General features: G+C 70.0%; 17 protein-coding genes. 11 read left to right on the top strand and 6 right to left on the bottom strand.

The features are described 5' to 3' along the window. Nucleotides 1-35 precede the first annotated feature (35 nt). From VAB18032_RS20915 to VAB18032_RS20900, 4 genes are all read left to right on the top strand, one after another. Nucleotides 36-2,603 carry a sensor histidine kinase gene (locus VAB18032_RS20915; protein ID WP_013734910.1) on the top strand — a complete coding sequence of 856 codons (2,568 nt, stop codon included), beginning with the start codon at nt 36-38 and terminating at the stop codon, nt 2,601-2,603. An 89-nt stretch (nt 2,604-2,692) separates the two neighbouring features. Next, entirely contained in the window at nt 2,693-3,115 is a 423-nt protein-coding gene (locus VAB18032_RS20910) for a roadblock/LC7 domain-containing protein (protein WP_013734909.1), read from the top strand. A 5-nt stretch (nt 3,116-3,120) separates the two neighbouring features. Continuing rightward, complete coding sequence (locus VAB18032_RS20905; protein WP_013734908.1) at nt 3,121-3,507, top strand: DUF742 domain-containing protein; 387 nt, start codon at nt 3,121-3,123, stop codon at nt 3,505-3,507. Beyond that, nucleotides 3,488-4,090, top strand: a complete 603-nt coding sequence (locus VAB18032_RS20900) for a GTP-binding protein (protein ID WP_013734907.1) — start codon at nt 3,488-3,490, stop codon at nt 4,088-4,090. The genes VAB18032_RS20905 and VAB18032_RS20900 overlap by 20 nt, the downstream gene beginning before the upstream one ends. A gap of 79 nt (nt 4,091-4,169) precedes the next feature. Here the strand turns inward: VAB18032_RS20900 and VAB18032_RS20895 are convergent, their stop codons facing one another. Then, nucleotides 4,170-7,025 (bottom strand): aconitate hydratase, encoded by a 2,856-nt coding sequence (locus VAB18032_RS20895; protein WP_043721457.1) that lies wholly within the window; start codon nt 7,023-7,025, stop codon nt 4,170-4,172. Nucleotides 7,026-7,184: 159 nt separating this feature from the next. Between VAB18032_RS20895 and VAB18032_RS20890 the strand changes: the two genes are divergently transcribed. Then, a complete protein-coding gene (locus VAB18032_RS20890; RefSeq protein WP_013734905.1) occupies nt 7,185-7,556 on the top strand; it encodes a VOC family protein in 372 nt (123 codons plus the stop codon). A gap of 269 nt (nt 7,557-7,825) precedes the next feature. On the opposite strand, the gene VAB18032_RS20885 is transcribed toward VAB18032_RS20890, so the two are convergent. Then, nucleotides 7,826-8,467: a C39 family peptidase gene (locus VAB18032_RS20885; RefSeq protein ID WP_013734904.1), complete on the bottom strand. Its 642-nt coding sequence runs from the start codon at nt 8,465-8,467 to the stop codon at nt 7,826-7,828. A 499-nt stretch (nt 8,468-8,966) separates the two neighbouring features. Here VAB18032_RS20885 and VAB18032_RS20880 point away from each other — a divergent pair, with 499 nt between their 5' ends. Beyond that, complete coding sequence (locus VAB18032_RS20880) at nt 8,967-10,640, top strand: right-handed parallel beta-helix repeat-containing protein (protein ID WP_013734903.1); 1,674 nt, start codon at nt 8,967-8,969, stop codon at nt 10,638-10,640. 19 nt (nt 10,641-10,659) lie between these two features. On the opposite strand, the gene VAB18032_RS20875 is transcribed toward VAB18032_RS20880, so the two are convergent. Continuing rightward, nucleotides 10,660-10,848 (bottom strand): hypothetical protein, encoded by a 189-nt coding sequence (locus VAB18032_RS20875; protein WP_193386265.1) that lies wholly within the window; start codon nt 10,846-10,848, stop codon nt 10,660-10,662. Between the two features lie 19 nt (nt 10,849-10,867). Here VAB18032_RS20875 and VAB18032_RS20870 point away from each other — a divergent pair, with 19 nt between their 5' ends. The 5 genes from VAB18032_RS20870 to pulA all read left to right on the top strand — a co-directional run bounded on the left by VAB18032_RS20870 (nt 10,868) and on the right by pulA (nt 19,275). Then, nucleotides 10,868-11,542 carry a hypothetical protein gene (locus tag VAB18032_RS20870; protein WP_013734901.1) on the top strand — a complete coding sequence of 225 codons (675 nt, stop codon included), beginning with the start codon at nt 10,868-10,870 and terminating at the stop codon, nt 11,540-11,542. Nucleotides 11,543-11,579: 37 nt separating this feature from the next. Next, nucleotides 11,580-11,969: a hypothetical protein gene (locus VAB18032_RS20865; protein WP_013734900.1), complete on the top strand. Its 390-nt coding sequence runs from the start codon at nt 11,580-11,582 to the stop codon at nt 11,967-11,969. Between the two features lie 122 nt (nt 11,970-12,091). Beyond that, complete coding sequence (locus VAB18032_RS20860) at nt 12,092-12,823, top strand: hypothetical protein (protein ID WP_013734899.1); 732 nt, start codon at nt 12,092-12,094, stop codon at nt 12,821-12,823. A gap of 145 nt (nt 12,824-12,968) precedes the next feature. After that, nucleotides 12,969-13,652 carry a cellulose binding domain-containing protein gene (locus VAB18032_RS20855; RefSeq protein WP_013734898.1) on the top strand — a complete coding sequence of 228 codons (684 nt, stop codon included), beginning with the start codon at nt 12,969-12,971 and terminating at the stop codon, nt 13,650-13,652. Nucleotides 13,653-13,788: 136 nt separating this feature from the next. Further along, the gene (pulA, locus tag VAB18032_RS20850) at nt 13,789-19,275 is read left to right on the top strand and encodes a pullulanase-type alpha-1,6-glucosidase (protein ID WP_013734897.1); all 5,487 of its coding nucleotides are present in this window, start codon (nt 13,789-13,791) and stop codon (nt 19,273-19,275) included. Nucleotides 19,276-19,498: 223 nt separating this feature from the next. Here the strand turns inward: pulA and VAB18032_RS20845 are convergent, their stop codons facing one another. The 3 genes from VAB18032_RS20845 to VAB18032_RS20835 form a co-directional block, all read right to left on the bottom strand. Then, nucleotides 19,499-21,199, bottom strand: coding sequence for a right-handed parallel beta-helix repeat-containing protein (locus tag VAB18032_RS20845; protein ID WP_013734896.1), 1,701 nt, complete (start codon nt 21,197-21,199; stop codon nt 19,499-19,501). A gap of 369 nt (nt 21,200-21,568) precedes the next feature. Then, nucleotides 21,569-23,215 carry a hypothetical protein gene (locus tag VAB18032_RS20840; RefSeq protein WP_013734895.1) on the bottom strand — a complete coding sequence of 549 codons (1,647 nt, stop codon included), beginning with the start codon at nt 23,213-23,215 and terminating at the stop codon, nt 21,569-21,571. Between the two features lie 369 nt (nt 23,216-23,584). After that, nucleotides 23,585-25,066, bottom strand: a complete 1,482-nt coding sequence (locus VAB18032_RS20835) for an aminopeptidase P family protein (RefSeq protein ID WP_013734894.1) — start codon at nt 25,064-25,066, stop codon at nt 23,585-23,587. Nucleotides 25,067-25,166 lie beyond the last annotated feature (100 nt).

Below are 25,166 nucleotides of genomic sequence, written 5' to 3'. Positions count from 1 at the left end.
GACCGATCAATTAGCTCAGGGCCAGGGACGGTGTAATGGGTTCCCGCAGTTCGAATCTGCGTACCAAGGTCGTGGCCCTATTGGCCTCGCTGGTGGCACTCTGGGGCTTCACTGCCTGGGTCACCGTCCGAGAGGGAGTCAACCTCGTCGGTGTGCAGGCACTCGACGTACGGGTGTTCGACCCCACCGAGCCGCTGTTGCTCCAACTGCAGCTGGAACGGCGCAACTCGGTGGTCTACCTGGGGCGGCCGGAGGAGTCACAGCGCGCAGAGCTGGAGAAACTGCGGCAGCGTACCGACGAGTTGGCCGGCGAGTTCGTCGAGTCCACGGACCACTGGCAGGTGAGCCTGCTCGGCAGCAAAGATCTGCACGAGCGAATCGACGCGCTGAACCGGGGACTGTCCGTGCTCTCGGAAACCCGCACCGCCGTCGATCAGCGCAATATCAGCCGCAGCGAAGCCATGACGGCGTTCACCGAGCTGATCGAAGCGATCTTCGAGGTCTACGACGAACTCGGCAATCTCGATGACGACGAGGTCGCCGAGAACACCGCTCAGCTGATCCGCCTCAACCGCGCTCGGGAACTGGTGTCCCAGGAGGACGCCATGCTCGCCGGAATCCTGGCCGCCGGTCGGATCACCCAGACCGAGCGGGCCGAGTTCACCCGCGTGGTCGGTGCCCGACAGTTCCTCGCGGAGCAGGCGGTCGTCCGGCTGCCAGAAACCGACCAGCGCCGTTACGAGCAGATGATGGCCGGCGCCAACTTCACCCGGCTGGCCAACCTGGAAAACCAGGTCATGCTCGCCACCGGCACCTCACGCCCGCCGTTCGACAGCCAGAAGTGGAACGAGGCCTCCGCCGCCGCACTCGTCGAGATCGGCGACGTCGTGCTGGCCGGTGGTGACGAGATCGTCAAGCGGGCCACTCCGGTGGCCATCGGCGTCATCGTCCGGCTGGTCCTCGCCGCCGGCCTCGGCCTGCTCGCCGTCATCGCCTCGGTGGTCGTCTCGATCACCACCGCGCGGGCCCTGGTGCAGCAGCTGCAACGGCTGCGTGACGCCGCGATCCAGCTCGCCGACGAGCGGCTGCCGAGCGTGGTCGAGCGGCTCGGTCGCGGTGACCAGGTGGACGTGGCCAAGGAAGCGCCGCCGTTGCGGTTCGGTGACGACGAGATCGGCCAGGTGGGTAAGGCCTTCAACGTCGTGCAGGAGACCGCCATCCGTACGGCGGTGGAACAGGCCGAGCTGCGTCGGGCGGTACGCGAGGTGTTCCTCAGCCTGGCCCGGCGTACCCAGGCCCTGGTGCACCGCCAGCTCACCCTGCTGGACGCGATGGAGCGGCGGGAGCACGACGCGGAGGAACTGGAGGACCTGTTCCGCGTCGACCACCTCGCCACCCGGATGCGGCGCAACGCCGAGAACCTGATCGTGCTCTCCGGCTCGACGCCGGGCCGCGCCTGGCGACGCAGCGTGCCGATGGTCGACGTGATCCGTGGTGCGGTCGGTGAGGTCGAGGACTACACCCGGGTCACCGTGTTGCCCATCGGCGGGGTGTCGCTCGCCGGCCGGGCGGTCGGTGACGTCATCCACCTGCTCGCCGAGCTGATCGAGAACGGGCTGTCCTTCTCCCCGCCGCACACCAGCGTCGAGGTACGCGGGCAGTTGGTCGCCAACGGTTTCGCCATCGAGATCGAGGACCGCGGTCTGGGCATGACCGAGGAGGACCTCGCCGCCGCCAACCACCGGATCGTGGACCAGTCCGAACTGAACCTCGCCGACGCCTCCCGGCTGGGCCTCTACGTGGTGAGCCGGTTGACCGACCGGCACGGCGTACGGGTCCGGCTCAAGGAGTCCGCGTACGGCGGCACGACCGCCGTGGTGCTGATCCCGAGCAACCTGATCATCGTTGACGGCAGCGAGCCGGAGGCCCTCGCCGGACCGGACGCCGACACGTCGACCCGGTCCGCCGAGCCGGTGCCGGGGACCGCGGTGCAGCGGTCGGCCGCGCCGGTGGCGTTGGCCGCCCCGGCACAGCCGCCCGCGCCCCGCCCCGACCGCGACGTCGACGATGAGCACCGGGGCGCGGACCGACGTGCGGCCGACAGCCCGGCGGAGGTCCACCTCAGCGCGACCGACACCAGCGAAGGTGGGCTGCCGACCAGGTCCCGGCGTCGACCCGGACACTCCGCACTGGACGGGCCGACCATTCCGATCAGCCTGCCGGTCACCGGGTCACCCGGGCCCGGGCTGCCGCAGCGTCCACTCGACACCCGTGACCAGCCGGCCGATGTGCCGGCCCCGGCGGGCGGTGCGCCGGCGGCGACCGAGCCCGGTGAGGCCGGCCTGGTCGAGTCGGTCCGCACCGAGTCGGGCCTGCCGGTCCGCATCCGGCAGGCCAGCATCACGCCGGCCCTGCGGGCCGAGCCTGAGGCCGCGGAGGAGGACGAGGACGTGATCCGCGAACCCGAACAGGTTCGACGAATGATGAGTTCGTACCAGACGGGCACCCGGCGTGGCCGCACCGACGCGGCCCGGCTGCTCGGTGGTGGCGGTCGGCCCGGCGACGCGGACGAGTCTGACGGCGCCGACCAACAGGAGTCCTGACCGGGGTGCAGGTCGTGCGGCGATCCGCCCGACCGACGGTCAGGACCAGATGAGCACGGCGATGAGCCGGGGGAGAAGAGGACGACGAAGTGGCGCAGAAGACGGCTTCGAGTGCCGACCTGACGTGGTTGCTGGACGATCTGGTCGGCCGGGTCAAGCAGGCCGAGCACGCGGTCGCACTGTCCGCCGACGGTCTGCTGATGGCCTCGTCGCAAGGGCTCAGCCGCGACGACGGCGAGCACCTGGCGGCGATGGCGGCCGGCATCCAGAGCCTGGCCCGAGGCGCGGGAAAGCGGTTCGGCGGCGGGCAGGTGCAGCAGACGATCATCGAGATGCAGTCCTCGTTCCTGTTCGTCACAGCCGCCGGTCGCAACGCCTGTCTCGCGGTCCTGGCCAGTGAGGACGCGGATGTCGGACTGATCGCGTACGAGATGGCCATGCTGGTCACCCGGGTCGGCAAGTTCGTCGCGTCGCCGACACGATCAGCCGAGCAGACCAACGGGGAGAAGTAACCCAGATGACGGTGCAGGGAGAGCCCGCCGACCACCAGTGGGTCGATGACCATGCCGGTCCGGTGGTCCGCCCGTACGCGGTCACCGGCGGCCGGGCTCGCCCGGTGACCGGCACGTTCGACCTGATCTCGCTGGTGATGGCGACCCGGACGGACGTCTCGCCGGAGATCGGGTTGGGCCCGGAGCACCTGGCGATCGTCGGTCTGTGCCAGCGGATGCAGTCCGTCGCCGAGATCGCGGCCCACCTCGACCTGCCGGTCGGCACCGTGCGGGTGCTGCTCGGTGACCTGGTGGCGCGCAGCTTGGTTCAGATCCGGGAGCCACACGGCACCGTCGGCGTTCCCGACAACAGCATCTTCGAGGCGGTTATCAATGGACTACGGGCACTCTGAGCGGCCGTCGGGCGCGGTCGCGTTGCCCACGGCGATCAAGATTCTGGTCGCGGGTGGATTCGGGGTGGGTAAGACCACACTGGTCGGCGCGGTCAGCGAGACGCGTCCACTGCGGACCGAGGAGGTGCTTACCGAATCCGGGGTGGGCATCGACGACCTGTCCGGCGTCGAGGCCAAGCGCACGACGACCGTGGCGATGGACTTCGGTCGCATCACCATCAGCGACGACCTGGTGCTGTACCTGTTCGGCACCCCCGGGCAGGACCGGTTCTGGTTCGTCTGGGACGAGTTGGCGCTGGGCGCGATCGGCGCGGTGGTGCTGGCCGACACCCGCCGGCTCGCCGACTGCTTCCCCTCCATCGACTACTTCGAGGGGCGTGGCACGCCGTTCCTGGTGGCGGTGAACTGTTTCGAGGGGGCGCGGCACTACCGGCTCGACGAGGTGCAGGCCGCGTTGAACCTCGACCCCGAGGTTCCGGTGCTGCTCTGCGACGCCCGGCAGCGCGAGTCGGCCAAGGAGGTGCTCATCACGCTTGTGGAACACGCGATGAAGCTGCGCGAGGCCCGCCGCAGCGCCGACTGAGCGGTGTCGACCTGCACCTGAACGACCGAAGGGGCTCCTTCCCGCCTGCGCGGGAGGGAGCCCCTCGGACTGTCGGACGTCAGCTGGCGATCATCCGCCGCAGCACGTACTGCAGGATGCCGCCGTGGCGGTAGTAGTCCGCCTCACCCGGGGTGTCGATCCGCACCACCGCGTCGAACTCCACGCCGCTGTCGGTGGTGACCTTCACCGTACGGGGGGTCGAGCCGTCGTTGAGCGCGGTCACCCCGGTGACAGTGAACGTCTCGGTGCCGGTCAGCCCCAGCGAGTCGGCGTTCTCGCCGGCCGGGAACTGCAACGGCAGGACGCCCATGCCGATGAGGTTGGAGCGGTGGATCCGCTCGTACGACTCGGCGATGACCGCCTTCACGCCGAGCAGCATGGTGCCCTTTGCCGCCCAGTCCCGCGAGGAGCCGGAACCGTACTCCTTGCCGGCCAGGATGACCAGCGGCACGTCGGCGGCCTGGTAGGCCATCGAGGCGTCGTAGATGGAGGCCTGCTCGCCGGTCAGGTGGTTGACCGTGTAGCCGCCCTCGACCCCGGGCACCAGCTGGTTACGCAGCCGGATGTTGGCGAAGGTGCCCCGGATCATCACCTCGTGGTTGCCCCGACGCGAGCCGTACGAGTTGAACTCGTGCCGCGGCACGCCGTGCGCGGCGAGGTACTCGCCGGCCGGGGAGTCGGCCTTGATGGAGCCGGCCGGGGAGATGTGGTCGGTGGTCACCGAGTCACCAAGCTTGGCCAGCACCCGGGCACCGGCGATGTCGGTCACCGGGGTCGGCTGCTGCGCCATGCCCTCGAAGTACGGGGGCTTGCGCACGTAGGTGGAGTCACCGTCCCAGGCGAAGGTGTCGCCGGTCGGGGTGGGCAGCGACTGCCAGCGCTCGTCACCGGCGAAGACGTCGGCGTACGCGGCGCTGAACCCGGTGGCGCCGATCGCCGAGGCGATCACGTCCTGGATCTCGGCGGTGCTCGGCCAGATGTCGCGCAGGTAGACCGGGTTGCCCTCGCTGTCCTCACCGATCGGCTCGTTGGCCAGGTCGATGTCCATCGTGCCGGCCAGCGCGTACGCCACCACCAGCGGCGGGGACGCCAGGTAGTTCATCTTGACGTCCGGGTTGATCCGGCCCTCGAAGTTCCGGTTGCCGGAGAGCACCGAGACGACCGTCAGGTCGGCCTCGTTCACCGCGGCGGAGACCTCCTCCGGCAGCGGGCCGGAGTTGCCGATGCAGGTGGTGCAGCCGTAGCCGACCAGGTGGAAGCCGAGCTTCTCCAGGTACGGGGTGAGGCCGGCCCGCTCGTAGTAGTCCATGACGACCTTCGAGCCCGGCGCCAGGGTGGTCTTCACCCACGGCTTGCGGTTGAGGCCCTTGTCCACCGCGTTGCGGGCGAGCAGCGCCGCGCCGATCATGACCTGCGGGTTGGAGGTGTTGGTGCATGAGGTGATCGCGGCGATCACCACCGCGCCGTGGTCCAGCTCGTAGGTGTTGCCGTCCTCACCGGTGACCCGGATCGGGTTGCTGGCCCGCCCGCCCGCGCCGACCGCGGCGGTCACCAGGTCACGCGGGGCGTCGGCCGGGTCGTTGACGCCGTTGGCGGGGGAGTCGCTGGCCGGGAAGGACTCGGCGCTGGCCTCGTCGGCCGGGCCGGCGGTGCCGAACGGCGTCTCCTGCTGCGGCACACCGGGCTCGCGGCCCGGGTCGCCACCGGTCTCGTCGGCGGCCACGTAGTCGGTCAGCGCGGCGCGGAACAGCGTCTTGGCGCTGCCCAGCGGCACCCGGTCCTGCGGGCGCTTCGGACCGGCGAGGGAGGGCTCGATGGTGCTCAGGTCGAGCTCCAGGCGCTCGGAGTAGTCCGGCTCGGCCGCCGGGTCGTGCCAGAGGCCCTGCTCCTTGGCGTACGCCTCGACCAGCGCGACCTGAGACGCGTCGCGGCCGGTCAGCTCCAGGTAGCGGACGGTCTCGGCGTCGATCGGGAAGATCGCCACGGTGGAGCCGTACTCCGGGGACATGTTGCCGATGGTGGCCCGGTTGGCCAGCGGCACCGCGCTCACACCCGGCCCGTAGAACTCGACGAACTTGCCGACCACCCCGTGCTTGCGCAGCATCTCGGTGATGGTGAGCACCAGGTCGGTGGCGGTGGTGCCGGCCGGCATCTCACCGGAGAGCTTGAAGCCCACCACCCGGGGGATCAGCATGCTGACCGGCTGGCCCAGCATCGCGGCCTCGGCCTCGATGCCGCCGACGCCCCAGCCCAGCACGCCCAGGCCGTTGACCATCGTGGTGTGCGAGTCGGTGCCGACCACGGTGTCCGGGTACGCCTGACCGTTGCGTTCCATGATCGTACGCGCCAGGTATTCGATGTTGACCTGGTGCACGATGCCGGTGCCGGGCGGGACCACCTTGAACTCGTTGAACGCGGTCTGGCCCCAGCGCAGGAACTGGTAGCGCTCCTTGTTGCGGGCGTACTCCAACTCGACGTTGCGCTCGAAGGCGTCCTCGCGGCCGAACAGATCGGCGATGACCGAGTGGTCGATGACCAGCTCGGCGGGGGCCAACGGGTTCACCTTGGTGGGGTCGCCGCCGAGGTCGCGGACGGCCTCACGCATGGTGGCGAGGTCGACCACGCACGGTACGCCGGTGAAGTCCTGCATCAGCACCCGCGCCGGGGTGAACTGGATCTCGACGTTCGGGTCGGCGTTCGGGTCCCACGCGCCCAGCTGGCGGATGTGCTCGGCGGTGATGTTCGCGCCGTCCTCGGTCCGCAGCAGGTTTTCCAGCAGGATCTTCAGGCTGTAGGGGAGCCGTTCGTGGCCCTCCACCTGGCTGATCTTGAAAATCTCGTAGCTCGCGTCTCCGACGCGTAGCTGGGTCTTCGCACCGAAGGTGTCGAGGCTCGCCACGTCGTACTCCTTCACACCAGCGACCGTGAGTAGTCCTGAGCAGTCTTTCGCACCGGCCGGGGCGCCGCCGTGGTTAGGGGACACTTACCGCCGATTCTCCCTGTCAACAAAACCGTACGTCCGTCTTGCTATGAGCGCAACCCGGTGTCATCGTGTGGACGGGAGGTGCTCATCATGATCCATCACGTCCAGCTCGCCTGCCCGCGCGACTCCGAGGACCGGTCCCGGGCCTTCTATGTCGACCTGCTCGGCCTGACCGAACTGACCAAACCACCGACCCTCGCCGCTCGCGGCGGTTGCTGGTTCAGCGGGTACGGCGCCGAACTGCACCTCGGCGTCGAGGACGACTTCCGCCCGGCTCGCAAAGCCCACCCCGCCCTGCTCCGACCTGACCTCGACGCCCTGGCCACCCGCCTCACCGCCGCCGGCTGCCCCGTCACCTGGAGCGACGACCTCCCCGGCCTACGCCGCTTCCACACCACCGACCCCCACGGCAACCGCCTGGAGTTCCTCACCCCCACCCACCCCACCCCCTCGCCGCGTTGATCAAGAGTTTGCGTCTCATCCCGCCCTCCGGGCGACGCAAACCTCTTCATCAACCTGGCGGCGTGTGGGTTGTGCCCGCCCTGCGTCGCCCGCCCCGGTGTTCTCCGCGGCGATCTTGCAGTTTTGGTCGGGGCAAAGGTTGCATTCCGGGCATTTCGGCGACCGAAAATGCAAGATCGCGAAGGGCTTGGTGGGGTGGGGTGGGGTGGGGGACGGGGAAGGGCCGACCCCGTGCGGGGTCGGCCCTTGCCGTTCGCGATGGTGGATCGTCAGCTGGTGGCGGTGTAGCCGCGGGTGGCGATCCAGTCGGCGAGGTTGTCGGTGGTGAGCCAGTACTCGGCGGTGGCGGGGTTGGCGGAGTCGGCGATCTTGACCTGCTTGCCGGCGTCGCGGTAGCCGGTGACGCTGATGTAGTGGCCGCCTTCGAAGCTGTGGGTGGTGCCGGTGGTGTCGGTGGTGGTGCCGGCGATGTTGGCGACCACGGCACGGCCGTCGTCGACGGTGCGCTTGATGTCCTCGCGCAGCTTGTCGGTCTGCTTGTCGTCGGCCTTGGTGCCGGGGATCTCCACCGAGCGGTAGACGTCCTTGCCGGTTTCCTTGTTCAGCACCGGGGTGATGTCGTTGATGGAGTCGGTGCCGTTCTCGGTGGTGCCCATGCGCTTGGCCATGTCGTGCTGGTCGATGTTCTTGCCCTGCACGGACAGTGCGTTGCGGGTGGCGGCGGGGCCGCAGTAGTAGAAGGTGTCCTGGGCTTCGTAGCGCACGTCGAGCTGTCGTTCGGTCTTGTGGTCGCGAGCAGCGGCGACGCCGGGGGTGGTCTGGGCGGCGATGGCGGGGCCGGCGATGCCACCGGCGGTGGCGGCGGCAGCGGCGATGGTCAGGGCGGTCTTGCGCAGCATGGTGGTACGCATGATGGTGTTCCGCCTTTCGTTTCGGGGGTGCGCGCGGCAGCGATGGGGGTCGCGGGTGCCGCGCGAAAAGGGGGAGATCGTGATGGGCCGTCTCAGGCAGCATCGTGTTTGGGCTGCCGCTGTTGGCCTTGTTCGGGCGTGAGGCCCGGTACGAACATCGCGGGAGAGGCTGCTGGGCTGCTCACCGGCTCGGGAGCCGTTCACGATGTCCGGGAGATGTGTAACGCCGGGTGGGGGGCGGTCATTCCGGCCCGGTCCCGGGGGCGTCGCCGTCGAGGGGGCGTCGCGGTTACCCCCTGTACAACGCCCAGGCTGGGGGCATGATTCCGCCGCCACGGTGACCCGGCACACGCCCACCTGGGCACGAACCGGTCAGCCGTCACGATCGTCGGACTCACGCCAGGCGCGGGGCGGTGGGGAAGTCGCGGTGGGGCGTTTTCGGACACCGGGAGCGGGAAAGCCGGGCGGGCAGGTAGCCGACACAATCGGGGGAGGGCCCGTGGTGCAGCAGGGCCGATCCGTGGCCATCCGTCAGCATCCGGCGCCGGTGGCCGGGGCGCCGTTGTGGTGCGACGCGCGGGAGTACGGACTACAGGGCGACGGGACGACGAACGACCAGCCCGCGCTGGCGGCGCTGGTGGACCGCCTCGGCGAGGGGTACGCGGCCGACGGGCGGGCCCGGGTCATCTACTGCCCGCCCGGAATCTACTCGATCCGGGACGCGGGCACCGTGTGGCGCAGTGGGGTGTCCCTGATCGGCGCGGGGTCGGGTGCGACCCGATTCCTGCTCAGCAACGAGGGCAACCGTGCCGAACCGACGCCGCTGGCGTACTGGACGACCGTCCAGCACGGCGCGGACCGCGACCGGCACATCGCCGACTGCACCTTCGCCGACTTCGAGATCGACGGCTCCGGCGTGGCCATGACCCAGTACGACTATCTGGCGAAGGGACTGGGGCTTCAGTACGTGGTGCGAGGTGTGTTCCGTAATCTGTACATCCATCACACCGGGGCCACCGGGCTGGGTTGCGACTTCCTCCAGGACTGCCTGATCGACGGGGTGGTCGCGGTGGGCTGCGGCCGGCTGGACAACGGCGAGCAGATGGGCGGCGCGGGGATCGGCGTCGGCATCGGTGGTTGGGGTGACGTGGAACGCTGCACCATCTCCAACTGCACCACCCTCGGCAACGGCACCAACGGGATCTTCCTGGAGTTGCAGAAGCCGTACTGGACGCCACCGCGTGGGTATCGCATCATCGCCTGCCACAGCCAGGCCAACCGGTTCGGCATCTCCGACTGGGGTGCGGACGGGCTGATCGTGTCGGCCTGCACCATGACCGGCAACCTGGAAGCCGGGTTCGACGTGTCCGCCAACGGCACCGCCGGCATCGCCGGACGGGGCGGCATCCTCACCAGTTGCGTCATCGACCGCAACGTCGGCGACGGGATCAGTGTGGGCAACACCCCCGGGCCGTACACCATCGAGGGCAACCGGATCAGCGGCAACGGGCGTCATGGCTATCACCAGCACGACCTCGGCAATGGGTTCGAGGGCCCGGCCATGGACATCGTCATCGACAGCAACCAGTTCTGGGACAACGGCCTGGACGGAATTCGGATCGACCGGCCGACGATCGACACGGTGGTGGTGGACAACCGGATCCGTAACAACGGGCGGCAGTGTGCCCCGGCCGCCACGGGCGCCGGAGAGTCGGTGCACTACGCACGCCGTGCCATGACGGACCGCTCCGCGCACTGGCCGATCGACGGCCACCGGGGCAAGGTGCTGCGGGTCGGCACCCGTTACGCCGTGGTGGTCGCCAACACCGATACCGACCTGTCCCTGGCCGACCTGCGTCCCGATGCCGAGAACGCGTGGAACGAGGACGTGCCGCCACCCGGCGCCGCCTACGAACTGCCCAGCCCGGTGCCGATCCGCGCCGGCATCACCATCAACAGCGAATTGCGCTCGGCGACGGTGCGCGGAAACCGGATCTGGGACAACCGGGAGAACCCGACGCAGGGCTACGGCATGTGGATCACACCGCAGGGCAGTTGCGTGTCCTGCCGGGTCGAGGACAACGACCTGGCGGGCAACGCCGAGGGAGCGCTGCGGCTGGAGAACCCTCCGGAGGGTGGTCGCTGGGAACGCAACCACGCCGAGGCGGACTGAGCCTCCGGTCGGGCGGTCGTCAGTCCTGCTCGCCGGCCGGGGAGAAGGAGTTGGCCTCCGCGTGCCGGTTGCGCAGGCGATCCCGGATCTCCTCCGGGGAGTACGCGCGTCGCCGTCGCTCGGCTCGCGCGATGACCACACCGGACGCCGCCACACCGGCCAGACCAGCGAGACCGAGAACCTTCCACCACCGCACTCGTCGCCGCATCCGCCTAGGGTAGACCCTCATGAGTATCAGCCTGGACGAGGCGGTCGAACTGACCCGTACCGGCGACGTGTGGGTGTTCCGGGGACGCAGCGTGCCCGACCGGGCCATCCAGTGGACCACCAACAGCCCGGTCAACCACGTCGGCATGGCGGTCGTGCTGGACGACATGCCGCCGCTGATGTGGCACGCGGAGCTCGGCCGGTCGCTGCCGGACATGTGGACCGGCACCCACCAACGCGGCGTGCAACTGCACGACCTGCGCGACGCGGTCTGTGTCTGGGCCAACCGGTACGGGCAGCGGGCCTGGCTGCGCCAGCTGGAGCCACCGGCCGACCCGGAGATGGAACGGGCGGTGTTGCGGACCATCGCCCGGCTGGACGGCACCCCCTTTCCGTCCACCGCCCAGTTGGCGTGGCGGTGGCTGCGCGGGCGGGTGCCCACGCCGCAGCTGCCCATGCCGCGCCTGCCCATGCGGGCTGCCCGGCAGCGTCCCGCCAACTCCGGTGAGTCGACCCTGGAGACCGCGTACTGCGCGGAGGTCGTCGCGGTCACCTACGAGGCGATGGGGTTGCTGCCCGCCGGCCGCCGACCGAACTGGTACGACCCGGGTCGTTTCTGGAGCGGCGACGACCTCGGTCTTCAGGGCGGCGCCCGGCTCGGCAGCGAGATCGAGGTACGGATGCCGGCCCGCTGAGGTTTGCTCGGCCGGCTGACCGGCAACTTCCTGCGGTGTGACTGCCTCCACCGATCTCGATGCCCTGACCGACTTCTTCGACCGGTACGGTGTGGCCCTGACCTCTGGCGACCTGCCGGCGATCGCCGGCTGCTACACGCTGCCGGGGCTGGTGGTCGCCGACACCTACAGCTTCTCGTTCACCTCGACCGCGGCGGTGGCACTGTCCTTCGTGGGGGCCGCGCCGGACTACAGCGAGCGGGAGCTGGTCGCCGCGCATGCCGACATCGAACAGATTCAGCCCATCTCGGCCCTGCTCACCCTGGTGGCGGTCCGCTGGGAGTTCCTGGACAGCCAGGGGCGGCAGGTGCCGGGCGAACGGTACCGCTACCTGCTGCGGACGACCGATGACGGGCCGGTGATCTGCACCGTCGTGCGGACCGGCTGAGGCCGCCGTCCACGGCACGACCACGCCGGTACGCCGAGCGTCTGATCCCGCCCGCACCGGTGGTTTTGTCCCCGGTTTCCACGTGGCTAGGCTGACGCATCGGTGACCGTGAGGGGGCCTGGATGGCAGTGCGTCCGGTGGGCGACGAGAGCGGCGAACCGACCAGCCGGCGGATCGTGCCCAACGTGATCGCCTCGGCCCCGTGGGTGGCGACCCTGGTCGGTGTCGCGGTGCTGGCCCTGCTGCTGGTGGTGGCGATGCTGTCGTTCCGCGAGCCGGAGCAGCCGGCGGCCTGGTCTCCCGGCCCGCCGCTGGTCCTGCCGCAACAGGAGTCCACACCCACCACGACGCCGACCCGTGGCTCCGGTCCGACCGCTACGCCGACGACCGTACCGACCCGCTCGGCACCCACCCGCAGCGCCACGTCGGGCCCGTCCGTTCCGCCGTCGCCGAACGCCTCGTCGGCACGGGCGGCCGACGAGCCGTCCGCGTCGGCCGCACCGACTGCGAAACCGTCGACGTTCCTCGACCTCGGCGGGGTGGAAGCCACGTACCAGGTGATGACCAGCGACCCGGGCTCCTTCCAGGCGGAGCTGGTGATCAGCAATGACACCGCCGGGGCGGTGGGTTGGGTGGTGGATCTGCGCTTCACCAGCGAGGTCACCGGCGTCCGAGCGTCCAGCGGCCCGGGTGTGTCGGTGGGCATCAAGGGCGCGGGCTGGTACGTGCTCAGTGGTACCGGTCAGCTTGCCGCCGAGGCACAGCAGACGGTACGGCTACGGGTCAGCCGTACCGGGGGTGGTGAATACCCGGCACAATGCACGGTCAACGGCTCGGCTTGCGCGCTGTCCTGACCGTCCTGCCGGGTCGCTGAAGACGCGGTCGGGTACTTTCCGAGATCACCAATGATCGTTACCCTTGCCGGGCTGCCCGCTGAGGAGAGACATGTCCGGTATGCGTCGCGCTCCGCGTCCGATGCCGCCCCGTGGAGCTACCGCCGTGGCGTCCTCACCCTGGATCCTGGTGTCGATCGGGCTGGGCGCGATGGTGGTCCTGCTCGTCATCGCGGTGGGGGCGTACCGGGGGCCCGGTCCGGACTTCGACCCCGCCCCGCCGCTGGGCGCCGTGCCGGTGCCGGAGCGTGCGACATCGGCCGGACGGGGTCCGTCGGCGCTGCCGTCGCAGGTGGTGCCCGGGCTCACCCCGCGCCGCACCAACCCACCCCGACCAGCCGGTACGACGGTGGACTCACCCAGGCCGTCGGCCTCGGCCGTACGGTCGTCGCAGCCGCCCCGTCCGGCGATGCCGACCAGTAGCGCGCCGACCGGCAGCACGCCGACCCGCGCACCCGCCGCACCTGCCTCACCGTCCCCGTTCGAGGCGCGCTACCGGGTGACCGACTCCTTCTCCGGCGGCTTCATCGCCGAGGTGTGGATCCGCAACACCTCTCGGCGCGACCGCGAGTGGGTGGCCCGGATCGAGTACCCGGGCGGACGGGTGGTCACGGCCTGGTTGGAGGGAGTGCCACAGGGGACGTTCCGGGGTACCGGCGGCACGCTGACCTATCGCAGTGGTCCGGATCTGCCGGCGGGATCGGCCGTCGCCCTGCGCTTCCACATCGAGTTCGCCTCGCCCCGCCCGGCGAGTTGCACCGTCTCCGGACGGGCCTGCACCGGCCTCTGAGGACGCAGCGGCTCCGCACCGGCTTTCAAGCTTGCGCAAACTGTCGGCAATGTTGCCGGCTGGTTTGCAAGGTATTGCAGAATGTTTCGGCAAGGGCTAGCGTGCGGGCCATTCAGCGACCAGAGGAAGGCCGTCGATGAAACCCCCGCCGAAACCGCGCAGAGCCCTGCTCGCCCCCGTCTTCCTGCTCATCCTCACCCTGCTCGGCGCGCCGGTGGTGGTGCACCAGAGCCCCGCCGTGGCCGCGAACAGCACCGGCTCGCCGAGCCCCACCGGGGCGGCGACCTGGCAGTCCGAGCCCAGTGCCAAAGCCCTGCTCGACGCCGGCCGCAGCCGGTCGCGTGCCGAGCAGTTCTACTTCGTACTGCCCGACCGGTTCGCCAACGGTGACCCGCGCAACGACCGGGGCGGCCTGACCGGCGACCGGCTGCGCACCGGGTACGACCCCACCGACAAGGGGTTCTACCAGGGCGGCGACCTCAAAGGACTGATCGACCGGCTCGACTACGTCCAGGGGCTCGGCACCACCGCGATCTGGCTCGCACCGGTGTTCAAGAACCGGCCCGTGCAGGGCAAGGGCGACGACGTCTCGGCCGGCTACCACGGCTACTGGATCACCGATTTCACCCAGGTCGACCCGCACTTCGGCACCGCCGCCGACCTGAAGAAGCTGGTCGCCTCGGCGCACAAGCGCGGCATCAAGGTCTACCTCGACGTGATCGTCAACCACACCGCCGACGTGATCACCTACGCCGAGGACAGGTACAGCTACATCGACAAGACGACCGCGCCGTACCGCGACGCGCAGGGCCGGCCCTTCGAGGACCGCAACCACGCCGACGGCAGCCGTACCTTCCCGCAGGTGAACACGCGATCCTTCCCGTACACCCCGAGCTTCGCGAGCCCGGCCGACGCGAAGGTCAAGGTGCCGGGCTGGCTGAACGACCCGACCATGTACCACAACCGTGGTGACTCGACGTTCGTCGGGGAGAACAGCGAGTACGGCGACTTCTTCGGCCTGGACGACCTGTGGACCGAGCGTCCCGAGGTGGTCCGAGGCATGACCAAGATCTACGCCGACTGGGTACGCGACACCGGTGTGGACGGGTTCCGCCTGGACACCGTCAAGCACGTCAACATGGACTTCTGGCCGCAGTTCAGCCAGGGCATCGAGCAGGCCGCCGCCCGCGCCGGCAAGAAGGACTTCTTCATGTTCGGCGAGGTCTACAGCGCCGACCAGGAGATCACCTCCAGCTACGTACGTGAGGGCGCCCTGCCGGCCACCCTGGACTTCGCCTTCCAGGAGGCGGCCCGCGGCTACACCGCCAACGACGGCTCCGCCAAGGCCCTGGCCGACGTGTACGCCCGCGACGACCTGTACGCCGCCCGGGACACTCACGCCGGTCGACTGCCCACCTTCCTGGGCAACCACGACATGGGTCGGATCGGCTCCTTCATCGCCACCGGCCCCACCGACCCGGCCACCCACCTGCGCCGCGACCAGTTGGCCCACGAGCTGATGTTCCTCACCCGGGGACAGCCGGTGGTCTACTCCGGTGACGAGCAGGGCTTCACCGGCGCGGGCGGCGACAAGGACGCCCGGCAGCCGATGTTCGCCTCGCGGACCGCCGACTACCTCGACGACGACCTGCTCGGAACCGACCGCACCCACGCCGAGGACCAGTTCGACCGCAGCCACCCGCTGTACCGCACCATCGCCGGGCTGGGCACGCTGCGCCAGGCACACCCGGCGCTGCGCGACGGGGTGCAGGTGACCCGGCACGCGGCCGACGGGCCGGGCGTCTTCGCCTTCTCCCGCTTCGACCCCGACAACCGCACCGAGTACGTGGTGGCGGTCAACAACGCGGCGACCGCGCAGACTGTCACCGTGGACACCTGGTCGGCCGGCGCCACCTTCGCCGGCATCTACGGCACCACCGGCCGTTCCACCGCCGCCGGCGACGGCAAGCTGACCGTGACCGTGCCGCCGCTGTCCGCGGTGGTGCACCGGGCCGGCAAGCCCGTCCCGCTGCCCACCGCCAAGCCGGGCCTCACCATCACCGCCCCCGACGCGCCGGCCACCCGGGCCGAGATCACCGCAGCGGTCACCGGGGACCCGCTGGCCACCGTCACGATGGCCGCCCGGGTCGCCGGTGGCCGGTGGACGCTGCTCGGCACCGCCCACCGGGCGCCGTACACCGTGCACCACGACCTGACCGGGCTGGCCGCCGGCACGAAGGTCGAATACCTGGCGGCGGTCCGCGACGGCCGGGGCCGCACCGCCACCACCCGCGCGACCACCACCGTCGGCACCCCGGAGCAGACCGGCTCGTCCCGTGACTGGCTGGTGGTGCATTACCAGCGGCCGGACGGCGACTACACCGACTGGGGCCTCTACACCTGGGGCGACATCGACCCCGAGTACGCCACCGACTGGCCGAAGGGACAGCCGTTCGCCGGCACCGACGCGTACGGGCGGTTCGCCTGGGTGAAGCTCAAGCCGGGCGCGAAATCGGTCGGTTTCCTGGTGGTCGACGCCGACGGCACCAAGGACGTCGAGAACGACCGGACCGTGGACGTGACACAGACCGGCGAGGTCTGGGTCAAGCAGGGCGACCCGGCGACGTACCCGAGCCGGGAGGAGGCGGCCGGTGAGCCGGCGCCGCCGGTCGAGGACGGCACCGCGGTGATCCACTACCGGCGACCCGACGGCAACTACGACGGGTGGGGTCTGCACCTGTGGGACGGCGCCGCCAACCCCACCGACTGGGCGCGGCCGATGCCGCCGACCCGGATCGACTCGTACGGCGCCGAGTTCCGGGTGCCGCTGTCCGAGGGCGCGACCGGGCTGAGCTACATCATCCACCGGGGCGATGAGAAGGATCTGCCGCAGGACCAACGGCTCGACTTCGCCGACGCCGGACGCGAGGTGTGGTTGCTGGCCGCCACGCCGGGCCGGCTGCTGCCGAGCACGGCCACCGGCACCGGTACGGACACCGACATCGGCAAGCAGAAGGCGCACTGGATCGACAGGTCCACCGTGGCCTGGCGCACCGGCGCAGGCGACGGCAAGGCGTACGCCCTGGTGACCGCGCCGGCCGGTGGGGTGCGGGTGGTCGACGGCGAGCTGGTCGGGGCGTACACCTCGCTGCCGTTGACCGCGCAGCGCAACGGGCTCACCGAGGCCCAGCGCGCGGCCTTCCCGCACCTGTGGGACCACCGGACCTTCAGCCTGGACCGGAAGGATCTGTCGAAGGTGCCGGCCGCGTTGCGCGGGCAGTTGCTGGTCACCGAACGGGCCGCCGACGGCACCCTGCTCGGTGCGACCGGGGTGCAGATCCCGGGCGTGCTCGACGACGTGTACGCCCCGGCGACGGCCGCCCGACTGGGTGCCACCTTCACCGGTGGCGTACCGACGCTGGCGGTCTGGGCCCCGACGGCCCGGAACGTGTCGCTGGAGCTGTTCGACTCGCCCACCGCGACACCGCGCCTGGTCGAGATGCGCCGTGATGACCGCACCGGAGTCTGGTCGGTACGGGGGGCCCGGGACTGGACCGGTCGGTACTACCGGTACCGGGTGCAGGCCTGGCAGCCGGCGACGCAGCAGGTGGTCACCGCCTCGGTGACCGATCCGTACTCGGTGGCGCTGGCGGCGGACTCCACGCACAGCCAGATCGTCGACCTGGCCGACCCGAAGCTGGCCCCGGCCGGCTGGGCGAAGCTGCGCAAGCCGGCCGCGCCGCCGGCCGCCAAGGTGCAGATCTCCGAGCTGTCGGTACGCGACTTCTCCATCGCCGACAGCACCGTGCCGGCCGACCGGCGGGGCACCTACCTGGCCTTCACCGACCCGAGCACCGCCGGGATGAAGCACCTGCGGGCGATCAGCGACGCGGGCGTCAACCACCTGCACCTGCTGCCCGCGTTCGACTTCGCCACCATCCCGGAGCGGCGCGCCGACCAGCGGCAGCCCGACTGCGACCTGCCCGCCCTGCCAGCGGACTCGGAGCGCCAGCAGGAGTGCATCGCCGCGGTGCGCGACACCGACGGCTACAACTGGGGGTACGACCCGCTGCACTACACCGTCCCGGAGGGCGGCTACGCCGTCGACCCGAACGGTGCCCGACGCACCACCGAGTTCCGGCAGATGGTCGCCGGGATCAACGGGTCCGGTCTGCGGGTGGTGCTGGACGTCGTCTACAACCACACCTCGGCCGCCGGCACCGACCCCCGCTCGGTGCTCGACCAGATCGTGCCCGGCTACTACCACCGGCTGCTCGACGACGGGACGGTGGCCACCTCCACCTGCTGCGCCAACACCGCACCCGAACACGCGATGATGGGCAAGCTGGTGGTCGACTCGATGGTCACCTGGGCCACCGCGTACAAGGTCGACGGGTTCCGGTTCGACCTGATGGGTCACCACCCGAAGGCGAACATCCTGGCCGTACGTAAGGCGCTGGACAAGCTGACCGTCGCCCGCGACGGGGTGGACGGGAAGAAGATCCTGCTCTACGGCGAGGGCTGGAACTTCGGCGAGGTCGCCGACGACGCTCGGTTCGTGCAGGCCACCCAGGCAAACATGGCCGGTACCGGGGTCGGCACCTTCAACGACCGGCTGCGGGACGCGGTGCGCGGTGGTGGCCCGTTCGACGACAACCCGCGCCAGCAGGGCTTCGCGTCCGGGCTGTTCAGCGACCCCAACGGCGACCCGATCAACGGCACCACCGCCGAGCAGCGGGCCCGGCTGCTGCACCAGCACGACCTGATCAAGGTCGGGTTGGTCGGCAACCTGCGGGGCTACCGGTTCACCGACTCGGCGGGCCGGACGGTCACCGGCGATCAGGTCGACTACAACGGCTCACCCGCCGGCTACACCGACGCCCCTGGCGAGGCGATCACCTACGTCGACGCGCACGACAACGAGATCCTGTACGACGCGTTGGCGTACAAGCTGCCGCAGGCCACCCCGGCCACCGACCGGGCCCGGATGCAGGTGCTCGCGTTGAGCACTGTGGTGCTGGGCCAGGGTGCCGGCTTCGTCACCACCGGCACCGAGCGGCTGCGGTCGAAGTCGTTGGACCGCAACTCGTACAACTCGGGGGACTGGTTCAACCAGATCCGTTGGGACTGCGCGCAGGGCAACGGGTTCGGTGCCGGTCTGCCGCCCGCCGAGGACAACCGGGACAAGTGGCCGTACGCGAAGCCGCTGCTGGCCGACCCGAAGCTGGTGCCGGACTGCGGTGCGATCGAGTTGACCGACGCCCGTTACGCCGAGCTGCTGCGGATCCGTAACTCCTCCCCGGTGTTCGGGCTGTCCACGGCGCAGGAGGTGCAGCGGCGGGTCAGCTTCCCGCTGTCCGGTACGGGCGAGACGCCGGGGGTGCTCACCATGACCCTCGACGCGCGGGGTCTCGGCGGGCAGTGGAAGTCGGTGACCGTGGTCTTCAACAGCACTCCGAAGGTGGCGACCCAACGGGTCAGCGGGTTGCGGGGTGCGGACGTGGCGTTGCACCCGGTGCTGCGTTCCTCGGCCGACCCGGTGCTGCGGACCGCCGGCTTCGCCGCGTCGACAGGCACGTTCACCGTCCCGGCGCGCAGTGTGGCCGTCTTCGTGCAGCGGTAGGCCGGGCCACGCGAACGGGGGCTGGACCGCACGGTCAGCCCCCGTTCGTGCCCGCAGCGGTCAGACACCGGGGGCCGCCCGGGGACGGTTCCGGTAAGCGGTGGCAAAGGCCCCGACACCACGCCGTACGTCTCCCAGACCGGCGTGGACCGGCTCCCTTCCGTGGTCGGAAGGGAGCCGGTCTGCGGTCGGAACCGGTGCCAGTGCCGATCAACCGTGTGGATCAGCCGAAGCAGCCGTCCGGAATCACCGGGCTGCCGAGGCAGTTGGTGGGGCGGTTGTCGGTGATGACGGACTTGTCGTCCAGCACCACGCCGTCGTTTGTGGTGAAGACACCACCCGGCTTGTTGGTGGCGGTGTTGTGGGCCACCTTGGTCTTGGTCAGGTAGACCCAGCCGCCCTTGTTGAAGATGCCAGCACCGGTGGCGTACGGGCCGACGGCCCGGTTGCCGGTGACCTCGGTGTCCCGCAGCGTGGTCTTGCTGTCGTCGTTGAACAGGCCGGCGCCGAAGAACCCGGCGACGTTGTCCTTGATGACGCTGTCGTCGACCGTGGCGGTGCTCCAGTCGACCACTGCCAGGCCGCCGCCAACACCTGCGGTGCTGTTCTTCACGACCGCGCTGTGCGCCAGGGTGAGCTGGCTCTTCTTGGCCGCGAGGATGCCGCCACCGGCGATCAGCGCGGTGTTGTCGGAAACCTTCGAGTGCTTGACGGAGGTCTGACCGCCGATGTCGAGGATGCCGCCGCCGAAGCCGGTGGTCTCGTTCCCCTCGATCTCGGACTTCTCGACGTACAGCGTGCCGTTGTCGATGCCGGCGTGGTGCAGCTTGCCCTTGTACGGCTTGAACTTGACCAGACCGTTGGAGACGCCCGCGCCGCCGATGATCGCCTGGTTGTGCTTCACCAATGACTTCTCGATCTTGAGGACGCCGACGTTGAGGATTCCGCCGCCGAAGAGGAAGGCGGTGTTGTCGACGACCCGGCTCTCGTCGAGCAGGGTCTGGCCGTAGTTGGCCACGGCGCCACCGCTGGCACCGGACTGGTTGTCGACGAACTCGGTGTTGTGGACATCGGCCCGGCCGCCCGGCTGCACCAGCAGGCCCGCGCCGTCAAAGCGGCCCGGCTCCCAGTCGCCCTCGGTCTCGACCTGCCCCTCGGACTGCCACTCCTGCTCCCCGTCGACCTGGGCGGTGGCTGGCGCCGCCGCCGCGTCGATCTCGGCCGGTGGCGCGGCCGGCGCCTTCGGCGCCGCCTGCAACGCGGTGACCAGCGGCTTGCCGCCCTGTACGGCGTCCGTCGCCTCGCCCGAGCCCGAGAACTGTGACCACGTCTCCCGCGGCTCCGGCGCCGACACCTTCTTGGCCGGCGCAGTCTGGCCGCCCTTGATGGTCAGGCCCTTGAGGGTGAGTTCCCCGCCGGGGCCGACGTTGAGGATGCGGAACGGCTTGGCCGTGGCATCCCGCTCGATCTTGGTCTTGTCGCCCTTGAGGGTGATCGGCTGGGTGATCTTCGGTAGGCCGTTGCCCCACTTGTCGTGCCGGGTGAGCTTGTAGGTGCAGTGCTCGGCCAGCTTCAGCGTGGCACCGTTCCTGTTGTTGGCGAGGGTGATCGCCTCGATCAGCTTGTCGCTGTCGCAGGGCACCTCCCGCGCCCGCTCGTCGTGCCGATCGCGGTCCCGCTTCTTGCCGTCGTGTTCCGCCTTCTTGCCGTGGTGTTCCGCTTCGCCCTGGGCGTCGTCACGGCTGACCTGCTGGGTGGTCGACCACTTCACACCGTTACTGCCGCCGACCGCCCCGGCGCCAGCGACGCCGACCGCGGCGATGCTGACCACGCCGGTCAGTCCGGCAACGCCGCTGGCCACCCAGAGCTTGCGGCGACGCTTCGGCGTCGACCGATCATCGTTGTTCGCTAGGTAGTTGGACATCGGAGATCTCTGCCCTCTCCTCGTACCAGACAGGGTCGCTCCGCCTCAGGCGGGCGTCCCCTGCTACAAATCGGTTGTAGCTCCCAGAACCCACGGTATGAGAATCTTCCTCACCTCGCGGGCAAATGCGAAACGAACCCGCATTAGGGTCATTACCCGTCCCGCCACCGCAACCCACCCACCTCAACCCACCCCCGGCACCGGCGGCTGATCAAGAGCTTTTGGTCGTGCTCCTCGCAGTTCGTGACGCAAACTTCTTGATCAACGCGACTGTGGGGTTGGGAGCGGGGTTGAGGGAGGGCTCCTTCGGGGCGCCGGGTGGCGGCCCGGAGGAGCCCTCCGGCTATGTGGTCTGGCTCTCGGTGTGTCTCAGCCGAAGCAGCGGTCCGGAATGACCGGGCTGCCGAGGCAGTTGGTCGGGCGGTTGTCGATGACCGTGGACTTGCTGTCGATCTCGACGCGGTCGTTGTTGGTGAAGATGCCGCCCGGCTTCTTGGTGGAGAAGTTGAAGGCCACCTTCGACCGGATCAGGCTGACCTTGCCGCCGTCGTTGAAGATCCCGCCGGCCTGTGCGTACCTGCCGACCGCCTGGTTGGCGAGTACCTCGGTGTCCCGCAGCACGGTGAAACCGAAGTTGAAGATTCCTCCACCGTCGCCGTCGGAGACGTTCTCCTTGACGAGGCTGTGCTCGATGACGGCCTTGGTGCCCTCACCGATGCCGATGCCGCCCGCGCGACCCTGGGTGGAGTTCTTCGCGACGAGCACGTGCTTGAGGGTCAGCTGGCTGTCGACGTTGGCGAGCACACCGCCGACATCGGAGCCCGCGGTGTTGTCGGTGAACTCGCTGTGGCTGGCCGAGGTGGTCCCGCCGTTGTCGGCCAGGCCGCCACCGTCACCCGCGGTCCGGTTGTGGCTGATCTTGCTCTTGAAGATGTAGACGGTGCCGCCCTCGATCCCGTACTTGTCGGACGAGCCGTTGGCGATGCCGCCGCCGCCTTCCTCGGCGCTGTTGCGAACCACCTCGGACTCCTCGACCTGGAGAGTTCCGGCGTTGAAGATGCCGCCGCCGAAGCCGCCAGCGCTGTTGCGCTCGATCAGGCTCCGGTCGATGCGCGTGGCGCCGAAGTTGGCGATGGCACCGCCGTCGCCGGCCGCGTGGTTCTGTACGAAGGTGCTGTGCTCGACGACGGCGCGACCACCCTGGTGGACCAGGAGGCCCGCGCCCTCGGTGGGCGTGTGACCGTGCCCGCCGGTGGGCCACGGAGCCGGCGTCGCCTCCGAACCGGGCCCGGCTCCGGGCGCGGCTGCCGCCTGAGGCGCGGCTACCGGTGCGGCTGCCGCCTGAGGCGCGACCGCCGGTGTCCCGGGCGCGGCGTCAGCCGCCTCCGGCGTGGCCGTGGGGGCCGTCGCTTCCCCCTTCGACCCCCACCGTACGCGGGGCTTCGAGTCGTCCTTCTTCTTGTCGTCCTTGAGCTGGCCGCCCTTGATGGTCAGGCCCTTGAGGGTGAGTTCCCCGCCGGGGCCGACGTTGAGGATGCGGAACGGCTTGGCCGTCGGGTCCCGCTCGATCCGGGTTTTGTCGCCCTTGAGGGTGATCGGCTGGTTGATCCGTGGCAGGCCGTTACCCCACTCGTCGTGCCGGGTCAGCGTGTAGGTGCAGTGCTCGGCCAGCTTCAGGGTCGCGCCGTCGGTCCGGTTGGCCAGGGTGATCGCGTCGATCAGCTTGTCGGTGTCGCACGGCACCTCCTTCACCCGTTCTCGGCCTTCGAAGCGCTTACCCTTGCCGTCCCGGTCGTCCGGGTCACCCTTGCCGGCCCGGTTGCCCAGGTCGTCCTTGCCGGACTCCTCGCCACCGGTCTCCTCGGCCTTGTCCGCGTCGCTGACGTGCTGCTTTGGCGCCGACGCCGGCATGTTCGACGCCTCTTGCCGCTCGCCGGACTTCTGGTTACGGGCGGCCACGCCGCCCACGGCGGCCAGGCCGACGACACCGGTCAAGCCGGCTACCCCGGCGGCCACCCAAAGCTTCCGTCGTCCTCGTCTCGGTGAGGCCATGGGGGCCTCGCCGGAGGGAGTCGTTAGGTCGTTGGACATCAGAGCTTTCCGCCCTTTCCTGCTACCAAACGGGCTCGCACCACCCGAAGGAGGCGCGGGCAGCTACAAATCGGTTGCAGCCTCCGACGACCACCGTATGGGAAGGATCCTCGCGACAAGGGCGTATCCGAAGAAGCCCCACATTTTATGTATTCGGGGCATCTGCCGGTCAAGATGCCAGCCTGGGTAGGAAGCGGGTGACCAGGGTGAACACGGACGGGCCCCGCTCGGGGTGTGCTGGACGTACGAAACGTCGCACACCGCCGGGCGGGGCCCGTCGCGGTCGTGGTGCGGTCAGCCAGGCAGTCGCGGCCCCGCCTCACGCTGCGCGGCCAACCAGGTCTCCACCTCGTCGGACCGGCGGGGCAGGCCGGCCGACAGGTTCACCGCCCCGGAGCTGGTGACCAGGATGTCGTCCTCGATCCGGATGCCGATGCCGCGCAGTTCCTCGGGGACCAGGTCGTCCTCCGGCTGGAAGTACAACCCCGGCTCGACGGTGAGCACGTACCCCTCACCGAGGCTGCCGTCGCGGTAGGCCTCCTTGCGGGCGTTGGAGCAGTCGTGCACGTCGATGCCGAGCATGTGCCCGAACCCGTGCAGCGTCCAGCGGCGGTAGACGGTGGAGGTCTCGTCCATCGCCTCGTCCACGCTCACCGGCAGCAACCCCAGGTCGGCCAGCCCCTCGGCGAGCACCCGCATGCAGGTCAGGTGGACCTCCTTGAAGGCCACGCCCGGCTTGATGGCGTCGATGCCGGCCTGCTGCGAGGCGTACACGATGTCGTAGACCTGCCGCTGCAGAGCGGTGAACCGGCCGTTGACCGGCAGCACCCGGGTCACGTCGGCGGTGTAGAGGTTGCGGCCCTCCACACCCATGTCCATCAGCAGCAGCTCACCCGGTCGGGTGACGCCGTGGTTGTGCACCCAGTGCAGGATCGTGGCGTGCTCGCCGGCACCGACGATCGAGCCGTAGCCGACGTCGTTGCCGTCGTGCCGGGCCCGCAGCGCGAAGATCCCCTCCAGCAGCCGCTCCGAGACCCCGCGGTCGGCCGGCAGCACCCGGGCCACGTCCTCGAAGCCGCGTACGGTGGCGTCGATCGCCTCCTGCAGCTGGCCGATCTCCCACTCGTCCTTGACGAGCTTCTGCTCGGAGATGGCGATGGCCAGCTCCCGGTCCCGGGCCGGCTGGCCCTCCTCGCGTGCACCGTCGTACGCGCGCACCGCGGCGTCCACCCGCGGATCGAACCCACGCAACACCCGGGTACGCGCCGGGGCCAGGTCGGCCAGCGCCCCGTCCAGCTCGGTCAGGTCGACGGTGGGCAGGCCCAGCTCGGTCGACTTCTCGGTAAGGGTGTGCCGCCGCCCTACCCACAGCTCGCCGTGCCGGCTGCGGAAGAACTCGTCGTTCTCCCGCGAGCTGCGCGGCCGCATGTACAGGATGGCGTCGTGCCCCGAACCGTTGGGCCGCATCACCAGCACGCTGTCCGGGTCCTGGTCACCGGTCAGGTACGCGAAGTCGCTGCCCGGACGGAACCGGTACTCGGTGTCGTTGGCCCGGATCTTCTCCCCGCCGGTGGGGATCACAAGCGTCTCGCCCGGGAAGGCGGCCGACAGGGCGGCCCGGCGCTTGGCGTAGTTCGGCACCTCCGGTCGGGGGCCGACCGGCAGCGTGGTGTCCCGCCAGCCCTGCCGCATGAACGCCAGGAACGCCGGGGGAAAGTCCGGGTCGTGTGACTCGGTGCCGTCGGCCGGCTTGCCGTCGGTGCGTTCCTCGGTCATGCCCGCTCCCTTCATGTAGTTGCTGGCCCCGACCGTACCGCGAATCCGGCTCGTTCCGGCCGGGGTGATCACCCCGGGCGGCCCGCGAGACCGCACCGGA

The organism is Micromonospora maris AB-18-032 (genome assembly GCF_000204155.1).
Classification (GTDB): domain Bacteria; phylum Actinomycetota; class Actinomycetes; order Mycobacteriales; family Micromonosporaceae; genus Micromonospora; species Micromonospora gifhornensis.
This window is presented reverse-complemented; position numbering and strand designations above follow the sequence as displayed.

Bases quoted from the DNA above. Each gene is read 5' to 3' on its own strand.
- VAB18032_RS20915 (WP_013734910.1), top strand. From the start codon at position 36: ATGGGTTCCCGCAGTTCGAATCTGCGTACCAAGGTCGTGGCCCTATTG.
- VAB18032_RS20905 (WP_013734908.1), top strand. From the start codon at position 3,121: ATGACGGTGCAGGGAGAGCCCGCCGACCACCAGTGGGTCGATGACCAT.
- VAB18032_RS20900 (WP_013734907.1), top strand. From the start codon at position 3,488: ATGGACTACGGGCACTCTGAGCGGCCGTCGGGCGCGGTCGCGTTGCCC.
- VAB18032_RS20890 (WP_013734905.1), top strand. From the start codon at position 7,185: ATGATCCATCACGTCCAGCTCGCCTGCCCGCGCGACTCCGAGGACCGG.
- VAB18032_RS20885 (WP_013734904.1), bottom strand. From the start codon at position 8,467: ATGCGTACCACCATGCTGCGCAAGACCGCCCTGACCATCGCCGCTGCC.
- VAB18032_RS20875 (WP_193386265.1), bottom strand. From the start codon at position 10,848: ATGCGGCGACGAGTGCGGTGGTGGAAGGTTCTCGGTCTCGCTGGTCTG.
- VAB18032_RS20870 (WP_013734901.1), top strand. From the start codon at position 10,868: ATGAGTATCAGCCTGGACGAGGCGGTCGAACTGACCCGTACCGGCGAC.
- VAB18032_RS20860 (WP_013734899.1), top strand. From the start codon at position 12,092: ATGGCAGTGCGTCCGGTGGGCGACGAGAGCGGCGAACCGACCAGCCGG.
- pulA (WP_013734897.1), top strand. From the start codon at position 13,789: ATGAAACCCCCGCCGAAACCGCGCAGAGCCCTGCTCGCCCCCGTCTTC.
- VAB18032_RS20845 (WP_013734896.1), bottom strand. From the start codon at position 21,199: ATGTCCAACTACCTAGCGAACAACGATGATCGGTCGACGCCGAAGCGT.
- VAB18032_RS20835 (WP_013734894.1), bottom strand. From the start codon at position 25,066: ATGACCGAGGAACGCACCGACGGCAAGCCGGCCGACGGCACCGAGTCA.